The organism is Bacteroides sp., assembly GCF_030151085.1.
Lineage (GTDB): Bacteria > Bacteroidota > Bacteroidia > Bacteroidales > Bacteroidaceae > Bacteroides.
Genome location: NZ_JASLER010000093.1, coordinates 12,166 through 26,551, shown reverse-complemented (window position 1 = coordinate 26,551; position 14,386 = coordinate 12,166). Strand labels below are relative to the sequence as shown.

Here is a 14,386-nt window from a genome sequence, read left to right as displayed (position 1 = left end):
AAAACAAAATACATTTATGTTGTTTTTGCAAACAAAATGACTATAAAAGTGTATATATGGGTTGCATTTATCTTTTCTTTAAGTTAGGTAAGAACCATGCGACCAGTCCTAACAATGGCATAAATGCACATACATTATATACAGCTTCTATACCGTAATCATCAGCCATATTACCCAATACCGCCGAAGCTATACCCGCAATACCAAATGCAAAACCGAAGAATAGTCCTGATATAAGTCCCAACTTATCGGGTAACAACTCTTGTGCATATAACAGGATAGCAGGAAAAGCGGACGAAAGCATGAAACCGACACAGAAACTCAGTATCACTGTCCAAAAGAGTCCCACATGTGGCATCAGCATACTGAAAGGAGCTGTTCCAAGAATAGAAATCCAAATAACGAATTTACGACCGACCTTATCACCTATCGGTCCTCCCGTCAATGTACCCGCAGCGGTAGCTACCAGAAAGACAAACAGGTATATTTGCGATTGCTGAACAGTAACACCAAACTTATGTATAAGATAGAATGTATAGTAACTCGTTAAACTGGCCATATAGATGTATTTGGAGAAGATAAGTACCAGTAGCACCCCTACAGCAAATGCTGTCATCTTTGCAGAGAGCGGACGTTTAGTTTGCACTTTGGCAAGCATCGGACGTTTTTTAAGATGATTCAAATATGAACGATACCACCGGCAAATAGGCATCATCACCCAAATAGCAATCAAAGCAAGTACGGCAAACCAGGCAATATACTGTCTGCCAAATGGCGCTACCAACAATGCCACCAACAACGGGCCCAGAGAGCCACCCAAGTTTCCACCTACTTGAAAGAGTGATTGTGCCAATCCTCGTTTACCACCCGAAGCCAGGAATGTGATACGTGAAGCTTCCGGATGTAATACCGAAGAACCGATGCCCACTACAAACACCGATACCATCAACCAATACAGGTTAGTTGCAAAAGCCAGACTTACGATGCCCACCAAAGAAAAGGTCATCCCGATAGGTAGTGACCAGGCAATAGGGCGTTTATCAAAAATCAATCCCGTGATTGGCTGAAATACCGAAGCAGACATCTGATACACCAACGTAATCAAACCAATCTGTGCAAAACTCAACGACAAGTCTGTTTTCAACAAAGGATATGCAGCCGAAATAACGGACTGCAACAAATCATTCAAACAGTGGGAAACACTTAATGCAATCAAGATAGGAAAAGCTATTTTACGAACAGGTGATGTTTGAGTCTGTACCATAATCTATGTGTCGTTTTTGAAAATCGGGTGCAAAGGTATGCAAAGATCGGCAATAACAGACTGCTTTCCCATTAGTTTTCTTCTGAAAAGTCAGTAAGATACTATGTATCAAATACATTTATATTATTGACCGGCAACCTCTTCACAGAGGCTCCCGGCCTATTACAGTATGAATTCAATTAACAATATCTAAATATTTCATCAAGTATGTATCATACACTGATAAGAATGGATTTTCTGATGGTACCATATCTTTCGGCTGTTCAAATAATGTGGTAACTGCCTCCGGCCATTTTCCTTCAGACAACGGGTATAAAAAAATGCTTCCACTTATTTGCTCTACATCATCAGTATATACCGGATAAGCCGTTTCACGCAACTTTCCGCAAAGTCCGGAAACTACTGCATTAAACGATAAAACAACTCCCCTATCCGTCTGCTCAAAATTAATATTACTATGTGGAGCTATTACAAGGAAGCCATTGCCACTATCATCCGTACAAACTAAAGCATCAATACCCATCCTGTTTCCTTCGAAATATAGATTATCAACACTTACCGAATGAAGACCATATTCATTTGCAGACTGTTTTCCCGGATAAGATGCGTAAGGACCAAAGCCTAACCATTGAATATGCTTATAGTCACTATTTAGTAAGAAAGCACTTCCACTTTCTAAGAGCATTTTACCTTTTGTATGTGGAGTAAAGGAATAATTCATTCCAATAACCCCATTAGCCAATGTTTCATAAATGACTTCACCACTAGAGGATATGGATGAGTTTATATAATCTGCTTTCTGAATCCATTTTTCGCCTTCAACCTTCCGCAATATTTTAGTGGGCTCGACTAAATATTTTTCTATTGCTTTTTTCTTTGCTCGCAATTCTTCAGACATGCTGAACTTGCGCCCTACTCTCATCAAAGGATATTTTTGAAACCATTCAGCTAATTGATAAGCCAGTTTAACAGTGTCCACTCCAATGTTTTGCTCCTCTACCAAACCAAATAAATTATTAGCAAAGAGACCTTTATCTGATATGATTGGGATTGAATAACTACCAATACAATATCCTTCAACCGTACGCACATCTACTTCCATGCGATAAAATTTATCAGCTGGCTCCTCATTCAATTCCAAATCTACCGGAATGTGTGACTTTGCTTTTGCAGGACATTGAATGGTCGTCTTTGCTCCGGCTATTTTCAATTTACCGTCCAATAAGCGCCATTCAAAATAAACTTTCCCGGCAAGGTCTACAAAATCGAATCTATTAGCAACCTCTAATTCAAAATGGTTAGCGCCCTTTTTTCCTATCAGTTGTTTCGTCATAACAGGAGCTTGAGCATAGTTTTTCCGTAACTCATAGTAATTACTCAAGGGAATACGAGTTGCATAAAGCATTCCATCAGCACCTGCATTACCTTCCAAAGTAATGCAAGTCGTGTCTTTCAACCACAGTTTATTTGTCCAAGCATACTTACTGGGGAATTTAGACACTCGATCAACCATACCTTGATCTACCCACTCCCAAACACAGCCTCCAGCCAAGTTGTCATTCTGCTCAATCAATTCCCATAATTCTTTATGTTGTTCGAAAGATTGTCCTAATGAATGGCAATATTCAGTCAGGATCACTGGCCGTTTGGCAGCTTCAGCGTAATACCTTAAAGTAGCAACCGGAGGGTAATGAGGTGCAAACACATCGACAAAGTCCGGTATATTAAAATCTAAACTCAGGAAGTAGTTATGAATCATTGGATAACATATAGGACGTGTAGGATCCATTTTCTTCACGTATCTACCTGTTTCTTCAGCAATAGGCGTCAATGGGTTTTCATTACCTATACTCCAAAATAAAATTGAAGGATGATTCTTATCCCTACGAACCGTTGCATCGGCTCTTGTCAACAATATATCCTGATAAGATTTATCATATAAATGCGAATCACCATATCCAAAAGGAATTTCATTCATAACATACATACCTATTGAATCACACAATTCATAAAAGCGTGGATCACGTGGATAATGAGAACAACGGATAAAATTAATATTCGCATCTTTCATCATCTTTAAATCCTTCAAGTTCATCGCTTCACTTACTACCTTCCCATGGAAAGGATCTGTTTCATGCAAATCCACTCCACGTAGTTTCAGTTTCTCTCCATTCAACTTAATCACATTCTTCTCTACCAGCACTTCACGTACTCCGAATTTAGTTGTAAACTTCTGCATAAATTTTGGAGCATAAAGTGAATATTCCAAACTATAAAGATGAGGAGTTTCTGCATTCCATAAAAGAGGATTCTCTATCATTATATCTTCTCGTATCTGGCTTGTTCCTTTTTGAAGTAGCTGTTTAAATTCTGCCACTGTTTTGCCATTCGGATCCTTAATGCACCCCTTCACGTAGGCATTGTCCGATATACCATTAGAAAAAGATGAAATGCCAAATGTCATTTTAACTCTGGCACTAAGAGTAGAAACTTTTTCTGTATGTAATGTAAAATCATTAAGGTGAGTTTCGGGCACAGCAAATAATGAAACATTGCGATTTATACCAACTTGTCCCCAATCATCATTACCATCGAAATCAAAGCCTTTATAATGCGTATAAACTCTGACTGCCAACATATTTCCTCCAGCTTTCAAAAAATCGGTAATATCAAAATGACAAGTATTATAAGAAGATTCCCATTTTCCCACATACTCCTCATTTATCCACAATTCATATCCTCGTAGTACACCATCAAAACTCAAAAAGACATGCTTTCCCTTCCACTCTTTTGGAACAGTAAAATGCTTTCTATACAATCCGTTTATATCATCCGGATTAGCATATTTAGGTTCTACGTACCCCAATGCGTCCCAACATCCCGGTACTTTTATTTTATCCCATTTATTCGCATCATAATTTACTTGATAAAACAATTCTTGGTCTTTCCAGTCTGTTCCATTTATAAAATAAAAATCCCATTGACCATTTAAGGAACTGACAAATGAAGATTCTGTGGGTTTAACCACATCTTTTAAACTATTTAGAATCTGTGCTGTGTTGTTAGTTGGCATTAGGAACAATGACAACAACATAAATAAATATTTTTCCATATAAAAATTGTATAGGAAGAGGAATACCAATAACTTTACGAGAAATCGGCATTCCTCCAATTAATCAATAACCCAGATTATTTTCAATAATGGATTTGTTTTGGTCTAATTCATATTGGGGAATAGGAAACAAAATATGATCTGTAGGATATTTAGCTAATCCCGGTACAGTTTTAAACTTATCACTACTTGTCTCCGGCAAATAATCTGAATAGAAGTGGAGTTTTATCTGCTTCCCATTTCCAAAAATGGATTTCACTGCATCCCAACGAAGTAAATCGAATATACGTCCACCTTCCATGGCAAGTTCCACTCTTCTTTCATGTCTTACAATATCAATTAAGTTCCCATCTAAAGTTGATTTAGGAGGCATATTGACAGAAGCTCTCGAACGAACTTTATTAACCCACACTAACGCCTCTTCTTTACCCTGTTCAGCCAAAGCCTCAGCCAAGAACAGATAAAGATCTGCCATGCGCATAACGGGCCAATCTAATCCGGCATAACGTACATTGGTCAATCCGCTTAAATCTTCAGTAAGCTTCTTCACATTCAATCCGGTAGGAGACCACTTATAGTCATAGATCACTTTATCACCAGTCTTGTAAGTTATAGGAGTTGTCACCGGACTTCCTTTACTATCATAACTATGATAATCAAGATTCAGTGGAGCAGACGGAGTATATATGCCGAAAACAGATCCTTGATAGTACAAAGTATATTCCCGACGAGGATCATTCGGTTCATAAGTATCATAAAGACTACGGGTAGGCAAACAATATCCCCATCCATCACCTCCTTGAATATATTTCAATCCTGTAGGTAAATCTCTCACATTCCTTTCAACACAAAAGTTCTGCTCCCACAATCCACTATTGCGTTCGTAAGAAAAATAGAATAACAATTCCGGATTTTGTTCATTGTCAATGCTGAATATTGATTCATAATCATCAATCAAACGATATCCATCGGCTTCAGCTATCTGAATTGCTTCGCGTGCCATTTTTTCTGCATTTGTATAGTCTTTATTATACAGATAAGCTTTTGCTAAGTAAGCCGCCCCCGTAGCACGAGTAGGCATACCTTTATAACCGTTGCCATCTTTTGTCAGGTTCTCTTTGGCAAAAGAGAAATCCTCAATAATCTTTTCATAAACTGCAGCAACAGAAGTTCGCGGCTGAGAAAACTCATCAATAGACGTCAAAGAAGTCAAAATCAAAGGAATATCTCCATAGAATGTAGTTAAAAACATATAGTTATAAGCACGCATGAAACGTGCAACAGCAATATATGGATTAATTTCAGCATCCGTAAAACCTTTGTTTTTCAATTTAGGTATCTCCTGAATGGCATAGTTTGCTGCATTCACACTTTGATACGAATATTTCCACCAATCAGTTGGGTAATTCAAAACCGGTGTTATATTCCAATCCAGTACTTGAATTAAATCATTGCCATTAAGACGAAGCCCTCCATCATCCGTTAGTGCATCACATACTGTAGCAAAGCGTTTACCATACATTTGCTGTTGGGTTACCCAAGGATTAAATGAGGCTACTACAAGATCCTGTGCAGACGACAAATTATTCAGAAAATTATCTGTCCCTGGTTTATCTTTAGGTTGTATATCAAGGAAGCTATCCGAACAAGCAGACATTGTCAATAACAAACAGAATGCTGCAAGCATTTTTCTATTAAATATATTTCTTTTCATAATTAACGATACTTTGAATTATACTATTATTTAAAATGCAAATTGAAATCCGAACGTAAAAGTACATGGCATCGGAACCGTTACTGTACTGCTGATTTCAGAATACTCATTTCCAAAAGTATATAGATTCTGAGCTCCAACATAAGTACTTAAACTTTCCATACCAAACTTTTTACAGATACTTTTCGGAAAGTTATAACCAAGGTTCAAATTACGAATACTCAGATAAGAAGCATCAATCAACCAAAAATCAGAAAATTGTTGATTTTGTCCCGGATCTCCTACCGCCACACGAGGATATTTTCCGTTAGGATTCTTTATAGCATCATATCTGTCAAGAATATAATCCGCTTCCATATTCGGCTCTCCACCAAACATATCTGTAGCATAACCACCATTCAACATATTTTTCTCAATCCCCTGAACTCCCTGAAGCAAAAGTTGAAGAGTAAAGTTTTTGTAACTAACTGAACCTGCCAAACCATAATTGAAATCAGGAAATATCTTCCCAAACAATGCTCTATCAGCTGTATTCACTTTACCATCTGGTTTACCAGTCAGATTTCCGTCTTCATCATATCCATTGATATCTTTAAACCATATATCACCTATCTTTTTTCCAGCATAATGGGGATTATTATCCAGATCTTCCTGAGTGCGAATTATACCATTTGAAACATAACCATAGAAGCTTCCAATAGGATAGCCTTCTTGTATACCAGAGGTTGTCAAATCACGTCCTTCCAAATCTACAACTTCGTTATGTACACGGGAAGCATTGAAATTAACGTCAAACTTCCAATCACCAATAGTACGCCTATATCCTATTTCAAAGTCAATACCTGTATTACGTATATGTCCGGCATTGATATATGGACTGCCTGAAAGACCAACAGAAGTAGCTATAGGTTGATTGAACAATAAATTCTTCGTATCTTCTATATAAAAATCTGCTACTACATAAAGGGAGTTCCTAAACAATGAAAAGTCAAAACCTATATTTTTCTTGTCAGTACTCTCCCATTTTAAATCCGTATTGACTGCATTCGCCGAAGTATATCCGGCAACAACTTTTTCATTAAAAACCGCATTTTGCTGAGAAAGATAAACAGATGTTCCATAAGGATTGATACTTAGAACATTACCAACAGTACCCCAACTCAAACGAAGTTTCAATTCATCCAACCAATCGAATGCATCCATAAATTTCTCTTCACCTATACGCCAGGCAGCAGACACAGAAGGAAATACACCATACTTTTCTTTTGCTAACCGAGATGAACCATCCCGACGCAACGTGCCACTGAGATAATATTTATCTTTCAATGAATAGGCTAAACGTCCGAATTGAGAAAGAAAACTCCATTCACTCCATGAATTACTATTCAGTGCCGTACTCGGATCACCTGCATTCAAGAATTTAATTTCATTACTTGGAGTATTTCCACGACTTCCCATCAAATCTTCAAAAGTTTGTTTCTCTACCGAATAGCCTACCATCGCTGACAATGAATGAATCTGATTAAATGTCTTTTGATAATCCAGAATATAATCAGTAATCCAATGAAACGTCTCAGCATTGGTTTTAGTCACTTTATTGACATTGCTACCTTCCATACCATACTTCGTTTCCATAGCACCAATAAAATCATTTGAATAGCGATTCTTCCATTCACCACTTACGCGTGCAGTAAATTTCAACCCCTCTAATATATCAATAGCCAAATAGAGGTTTCCATCAATACCTTTATTACGTGTGGTTCTGTCTGAGTTGCTTAGCATCCACAATGGACTAGGAGTCTTACTTTGTAAATATGTATTAGAGATTGTGGCAAAATCGTCATCCGGACCATACATTGCATTTAAAGGAGAGTAACGAAAAGATGCCGCATACGTATCACGATAGTCAAAATCACGTTGGGATGTTTGCTCAGAGGCATACAAATTGACTGAATGACCAAATTTGATTCTAGTACCAATTTTATGATCGCTATTCAAACGTAAATTAAGACGATTATAGCTTTGATCTTTGATTATACCTTCATTATACAAATAATTCAGCGAAACAAAATAATTAGAATTCTTGCTGCCCCCGGTTATTGACAGATTATTATTAGTCAAATAACCAGTCCGTTTCATCAAATCCGGCCAACAATTATCATTACCTTTCACTTTCTCTAAATCACTATCACCCCAAGGAATATCTTTCCCACCGTTTTTATAGGCTTCGGTAGCTATTTCAAGCCATTGTACAGCATTCAGATAGTTTATTTTTAAATTTCCTTCTTGCTGGAAACTCTGTTCCGTTTTAAATGAGATAGTAGGCTTTTCATCCGATTTACCACGTCTTGTATTAATAACAACCACTCCATTTGCTGCACGTGAACCATAAATGGCCACAGCCGAAGCATCTTTCAATACAGTGAAAGTTTCAATGTCCTGAGGATTAAGGTTACTTATATTTTCAGAAATTGTTCCATCTATTACATAGATTGGAGCATTAGTTCCGTTTATGGATTGTGTTCCATGAACAAGTACATTATTATCTGCTCCCGGTTGTCCTGAACTTGGAGTAATCTGAAATCCAGCAATCCGTCCTTGTACAGATTGCAAGATATTAGTTACCGGACCTTTCTGTATCTGATCAGCATTAATTTGCGATACAGCACCTGTCAAGTCGCGTTTACGCACCGTACCGTAACCAATTACTACTAATTCTTCAAGAAGAGTAGAATTTTCCTTCAATATAATAATCAATGGAGCACCATCTTTCAGCTTTACTTCCTGCATGTCAAACCCTATATAAGAAACTTCCAATACAGAACCTAGTTGAATATCATTAAAGGAAAACTTTCCATCAATATCGGAAATAACTCCGTTAGTAGTGCCTTTTATTAAAATATTAGCTCCTATAACAGGCTCACCATATATATCTTTCACTATACCGGTTATGTTTCTCGAACTTTGTTTATTCGGTAAACCAGGATGTTTATCAGAAATAACAATAGATTTAGGTGATACAATATCGTAGTTCAAATTTCTGTCTTTCAGCACTAAATCAAGAATATATGGAACAGACACATTCACCTCTGAAATCGTAATGTTCTTTGCAGAGTCTATTATGACATCGCGATAAGAGAAACGGTAAGTAGTTTGTTTTTCAATGACACTAAATACCTCACTTAATGAAACATTTTTTACATTGATCGTTATAAGTCTTTCTTGTCCGCTGGCATTCATTGTACCAATGAAAAATAAAAACGATAACAACGTAAGTAGTCTCAGCTTTTCATGTTTGTTGATCATGGTTGTATCAAATTAAGATTAATAATAAAATGGTTTTAATAGCTATTATCGTTAGTATAGACAATGCTAATAATGGATAGTACCGAGAATTAATTATGTTCTATAACATAGAAACACATATAAAACAACCATAAAATTATAATAAAGCATGTATTCCTCCCCTTTTTAATACATACGTCAATCAGTCAATACAATTACATTTCCAGATATTTCGGCTTTAAGATGATAAGATTTTTCAATAACTTCAAGTACTTCGTTCAAATCAGTAGTAGGCAAAGTCCCAGTAAACCTATCAATCAGACAACTCTTACAGTCGGTTTTGAAAGTTATACTGTAATTCTCTTCCAAACTCTGAAGTACCTCAGACAATGGAGTATTCCGGAATATCATATCGCCTTGTCGCCAAGCAGATGATTTTTTAATATCCTTGTCTTCAATAACAGTTATATTTCCAGTTGCTTGGTCAATAATTGCTTTTTGATTATGATGAAGCACTACATTCTTACTGCTTTTAGTAGACTGTAACCATACACTTCCTTCTTCGAGTGCCAGTTCTGCTTTTTGAGAGTTTTCACGTACATAAAGGTTGAATGTCGTGCCCAGTACCTTAACCTGTAATCCTTTAGAGTTTATAATAAATGGTACATCCTTATTTTTATAAACTTGAAAATATCCCTCTCCATTGAAACTTATGTTTCTTTCTTTTCGATTATAGGTCTTTGGAAGATAACTAAGCTTTGAATTCGAATTTAAAGAAATGGTAGTGCCATCAGGCAATGACACATTAGCCCGTTCACCTTTACCTGTCGAAACAATCATATCATCCGACGTTATTTGCCTGTTTTCATTATAAAGATATGCTGAAAGGATAATAAAAACCGGAAGTAAAACAGCAGCGGCAATTTGTCCGATACGAATAAGTTGATATTTTTTTGAATACTTTTTACCGATAGCCTTATTAATATTGCCTTTCATTTTGCTTATTTTCTCTTCCTCGACGAACGTACAATCAACTTCTTCGTTTATCCATGAATGATACATTTGTTCGCCAAGTTCATTGTCGGACATAGAGTTAACTTTCCCTCTAAGTTCCTGTAACTCTGAAGGAGTTAATACATCTTTTCTATATTTGCTTTCTAAACTATCCATTCTATTTTATTATAGTGACATTCTCTACCACAAAAAAGTACCGAAATATCCTGTTTAATTAATAAATAGTAACATTATAATCCACAAAATTTTATTCAATTTTTCCTTTAAGACTTTCAGCCCAAGTGATATCTGATTCTTTACTGTTTGCTCACTAAGAGAGAGTTTTTCAGCTATTTCTTTGTTGGATAACTGATGAATGCGCGATAAACTAATAACTCTCCGTTGGGTGTCAGGAAGCGATTCTATCGCTTTTTGAAATGCTTGTTTAAATTCATTATATTCCAAACGGGAATGCGCATCTTCAATAGATAAAGTATCTTTATAATCGACAAATTCTTCATAAACCGGATGATTGATCTTAGAGCGATAAGCATTGATTAAATGATGCTTAGCCATAATAAAAAGCAATGAGCGTAAAGTTTCATTCTGTCTGATTTGAGCACGGTTCTGCCAAAGTTTCACAAAAACATCTTGTACGATTTCCTCAGATTCTTCTGGAGATTTAGTAAATTGAAGACAGTAAGCATATAAACGTTTGGAATACATCTGATATATACTATCAAAGGCTTTATCAGATCCTAGTTTCAAAGCACTAATCAATCTTTCTTCAATATTATCAATGTGTGTTTCCAAAATTAGATTGCGACTGTTTTAGATGGTTTGTGTGGCAAATATAGTTTTTTTGTATTTCTAATCATACAATTGTTTGTTAAACTTCAATATAGTGAAGTAGAACTTTTTTATTATGTCTTCCAATTTAACTACCTGAAAAGTCATTTGAGCCACACTACTCTCATAGAGTATTCCCACCGTCTCTTTATCTACCATCGATAAGCATGAATATCCCCAGCTACCTTCTTCATCAAGCAGTACCTGATGTTCAGGCAGCCAAGTTATACCATTATCTAAACTGGCTTTTATAGTGATGAATTTCCTGTCTTCTGTAGAATTCGGATTTGAGAATAACAAAAGATCCTTGCCCAAGCTATTATCAGCAGCTTTTACACAGATAAGACTTGCCATGCAAACTGGTTCCTGCAATGCACTACGCGATGATATATGCTCAGTCCAAGTACGGCCCAAATCATTTGTTGTAGCTACAGCACGACTACCTCCACGGTTATCACGCATATTCAGCATCAAGACTCCGGGTTCTACTTCCACCACCTGTGCTTCGGTAGTATTTGTACGGGCGAGATTATGTAGTTTCCATGTTTTTCCATGATCCCGGCTATACATAACCCCTGCATTCGGAATACGGGTAGAATCAATATACTGAGTAGGAAAAACTAAAGTTCCATCATGCATTGTTATACCTCGTCCGGGACCTTGCAACAGGAAATACCAAGACGGATCTTTCACTTGCTCCGTGATATTGATAGGTTTTGACCAGCTTTTACCATCATCTGTACTTTTAGTCATAACCAACTGGGCAGTATGGTTCATATCCAAGCCAGGATGAGAACTTACCCAAGCCCGTTGATTACCCATGCCATGTGTCCACGCAGCTACAACCCAAATCGTATTTGTCTTAGTATCAACTAATATAGAAGGATCTCCTACCCCATTTTGCCCGGCAGGCAATCCACCTGTTTCTCCAAAAGATAAAGGTAATCGCATTTTCTCCCATGTCTGTCCGCCATCTGTACTACGGCTAAGCCCTACATCTACATGTTCCTGCAAATCATAAGAATTATTGTAACGTACATCATAGACACCCAGCAATGTACCTTTATTCGTCGTTACCAATCCGGGAATACGGAATGCAGAAACTCCATCGTCTCCGGCATGATGCACTCCTATTCCCACACGATGTTCTATATTTTGTGGAGATACGACTTCTATAAGCGCTCGCTTTCCATCCAATGAAGCCGATACGATCTCCACTGACACCTTAGTGGTTAGTGGCACATCGCGCTTCATTTGTATACTGACCCAAAAATAATTTACCCCTGGATATAACTTCTCAACTCCTTTCAATTCAATATTCTGTTGCGGACAATCTATCTGAGATTTCAAAATGGAATAAGACGGATTGGCTTTTAGAGTTTTACCCGGAGTAAATGCAGATAAATAAGATGTAGGAGCAAAGCGTTTTTTTCCATAATTTTGCAATGCTTCCGTACCGCCATAATATAGTTTCACTGATTGTATAGTATTCATATCAGTATCTTCACCGAAACGCAATACTAGATTATCCAACGACTGAGTTTCTTTGGCTGTCAACTGCAAATAAAACAGAATATTATCCTGCCGTTCAACAAGAATAGGTATTTGAGCCTCTTTCACAAAAAGAGTATCAGAAGCTTGAATGGAGAATATAACGAAACTCACAACAATAAAAGTAAATAATGATTTCATAGTGCAATTAGATTTGATTATTATCAGCAAAACTACATAAAAAAATGACTTATAAGCACTACATCATACTTTTTCACTTGCCTAAGAAAACAGTTCATTGATACCAAGGAAAGTTTTCTTAATCGCAAAAGAAACTACATATCAACACTTGAAATCTATATTTCAAGCCGTGAAATATAAAAATCAAAGGCTGAAATTTATATTTCAACTCGTGAAATATAGATTCGCTAGTAAATAATGAATCTTTTGAAGGCATCGAAAAAAAGTTTCATTAGCAAACTGAACTACTTAAACTCGCATACAATGAATAAATTCAGCATTTCCTCGAATATTATTCTGTGATTAGCGGCAAAACAATGATAAAATTGTATCTTTGCACCGCTTTTATGCATGAATGGGAAATAAACAAAATTACAAGATATGATAGCTAAAATCGAACAACTTCTTGCTGAAGTTGAAGCACTGAAAGCTGCCAATGCAGAAGAGTTGGAAGCTCTTCGCATCAAATTCCTTAGTAAAAAAGGAGCCATCAACGACTTGATGGCGGACTTCCGTAATGTTGCAGCCGATCAAAAGAAAGAAGTCGGCATGAGACTGAATGAACTGAAAACCAAAGCACAAGACAAAATCAATGCTTTGAAAGAACAGTTCGAAAGCCAGGACAACGGTTGTGATGATCTTGATCTAACCCGTTCCGCTTATCCAATGGAACTAGGCACACGTCACCCCCTGACTATCGTAAAGAACGAAATTATCGATATATTTGCCCGTCTCGGTTTCAGTATTGCCGAAGGTCCGGAAATTGAGGACGACTGGCATGTGTTCTCTGCACTGAACTTTGCAGAAGACCATCCTGCCCGTGACATGCAAGATACTTTCTTTATTGAAGCACATCCTGATGTTGTACTGCGTACTCACACCTCATCCGTACAGACTCGTGCTATGGAAACTTCAGAGCCTCCTATCCGCATTATCTGTCCGGGACGCGTATACCGTAATGAAGCCATCAGTTACCGCGCGCACTGTTTCTTCCATCAGGTAGAAGCCTTGTACATTGACAAAGATGTATCTTTTACTGACCTGAAGCAAGCGTTACTGCTCTTCGCTAAAGAAATGTTCGGCAACGATACTAAGATTCGTCTGCGTCCGTCATACTTCCCCTTCACAGAGCCAAGTGCTGAAATGGATATCAGCTGTAACATTTGTGGTGGAAAAGGTTGTCCTTTCTGCAAACATACCGGATGGGTTGAAATCTTAGGTTGTGGTATGGTCGATCCGAATGTATTGGAAAGTAACGGTATAGACAGCAAAGTCTATAGTGGTTATGCACTCGGTATGGGTATAGAGCGTATTACCAACTTAAAATACCAAGTTAAAGACCTTCGTATGTTCTCTGAAAATGATACACGCTTCTTGAAAGAATTCGAGAGCGCGTACTAAATAGTAATTAGTGATAAACGATTAGTGATTAGTAGGC

8 protein-coding genes are annotated in these 14,386 nt (G+C 37.2%); 1 reads left to right on the top strand and 7 read right to left on the bottom strand.

Annotation, left to right across the window (positions count from 1 at the left end):
• Nucleotides 1–67 precede the first annotated feature (67 nt).
• From Q1W14_RS19780 to Q1W14_RS19750, 7 genes are all read right to left on the bottom strand, one after another.
• The gene (locus Q1W14_RS19780) at nt 68–1,264 is read right to left on the bottom strand and encodes an MFS transporter (protein WP_300704402.1); all 1,197 of its coding nucleotides are present in this window, start codon (nt 1,262–1,264) and stop codon (nt 68–70) included.
• A gap of 175 nt (nt 1,265–1,439) precedes the next feature.
• Nucleotides 1,440–4,376, bottom strand: a complete 2,937-nt coding sequence (locus Q1W14_RS19775; protein WP_300704401.1) for a glycoside hydrolase family 2 TIM barrel-domain containing protein — start codon at nt 4,374–4,376, stop codon at nt 1,440–1,442.
• 64 nt (nt 4,377–4,440) lie between these two features.
• Nucleotides 4,441–6,090 (bottom strand): RagB/SusD family nutrient uptake outer membrane protein, encoded by a 1,650-nt coding sequence (locus tag Q1W14_RS19770; protein ID WP_300704400.1) that lies wholly within the window; start codon nt 6,088–6,090, stop codon nt 4,441–4,443.
• A 30-nt stretch (nt 6,091–6,120) separates the two neighbouring features.
• A complete protein-coding gene (locus Q1W14_RS19765; RefSeq protein ID WP_300704399.1) occupies nt 6,121–9,396 on the bottom strand; it encodes a TonB-dependent receptor in 3,276 nt (1,091 codons plus the stop codon).
• Nucleotides 9,397–9,573: 177 nt separating this feature from the next.
• Nucleotides 9,574–10,545: a FecR family protein gene (locus Q1W14_RS19760; protein ID WP_300704398.1), complete on the bottom strand. Its 972-nt coding sequence runs from the start codon at nt 10,543–10,545 to the stop codon at nt 9,574–9,576.
• Nucleotides 10,546–10,599: 54 nt separating this feature from the next.
• Complete coding sequence (locus Q1W14_RS19755) at nt 10,600–11,181, bottom strand: RNA polymerase sigma factor (RefSeq protein ID WP_300704397.1); 582 nt, start codon at nt 11,179–11,181, stop codon at nt 10,600–10,602.
• A gap of 57 nt (nt 11,182–11,238) precedes the next feature.
• Nucleotides 11,239–12,909 (bottom strand): sialidase family protein, encoded by a 1,671-nt coding sequence (locus Q1W14_RS19750; RefSeq protein ID WP_300704396.1) that lies wholly within the window; start codon nt 12,907–12,909, stop codon nt 11,239–11,241.
• 420 nt (nt 12,910–13,329) lie between these two features.
• Here Q1W14_RS19750 and pheS point away from each other — a divergent pair, with 420 nt between their 5' ends.
• On the top strand, nt 13,330–14,349 hold the full coding sequence (gene pheS, locus Q1W14_RS19745) for a phenylalanine--tRNA ligase subunit alpha (protein ID WP_300704395.1): 1,020 nt from the start codon (nt 13,330–13,332) through the stop codon (nt 14,347–14,349).
• Nucleotides 14,350–14,386 lie beyond the last annotated feature (37 nt).

Excerpts from the sequence above, each read along its gene's own strand:
- Q1W14_RS19775 (WP_300704401.1), bottom strand. The coding sequence starts at position 4,376 with ATGGAAAAATATTTATTTATGTTGTTGTCATTGTTCCTAATGCCAACT.
- pheS (WP_300704395.1), top strand. The coding sequence starts at position 13,330 with ATGATAGCTAAAATCGAACAACTTCTTGCTGAAGTTGAAGCACTGAAA.
- Q1W14_RS19750 (WP_300704396.1), bottom strand. The coding sequence starts at position 12,909 with ATGAAATCATTATTTACTTTTATTGTTGTGAGTTTCGTTATATTCTCC.
- Q1W14_RS19760 (WP_300704398.1), bottom strand. The coding sequence starts at position 10,545 with ATGGATAGTTTAGAAAGCAAATATAGAAAAGATGTATTAACTCCTTCA.
- Q1W14_RS19765 (WP_300704399.1), bottom strand. The coding sequence starts at position 9,396 with ATGATCAACAAACATGAAAAGCTGAGACTACTTACGTTGTTATCGTTT.
- Q1W14_RS19780 (WP_300704402.1), bottom strand. The coding sequence starts at position 1,264 with ATGGTACAGACTCAAACATCACCTGTTCGTAAAATAGCTTTTCCTATC.
- Q1W14_RS19770 (WP_300704400.1), bottom strand. The coding sequence starts at position 6,090 with ATGAAAAGAAATATATTTAATAGAAAAATGCTTGCAGCATTCTGTTTG.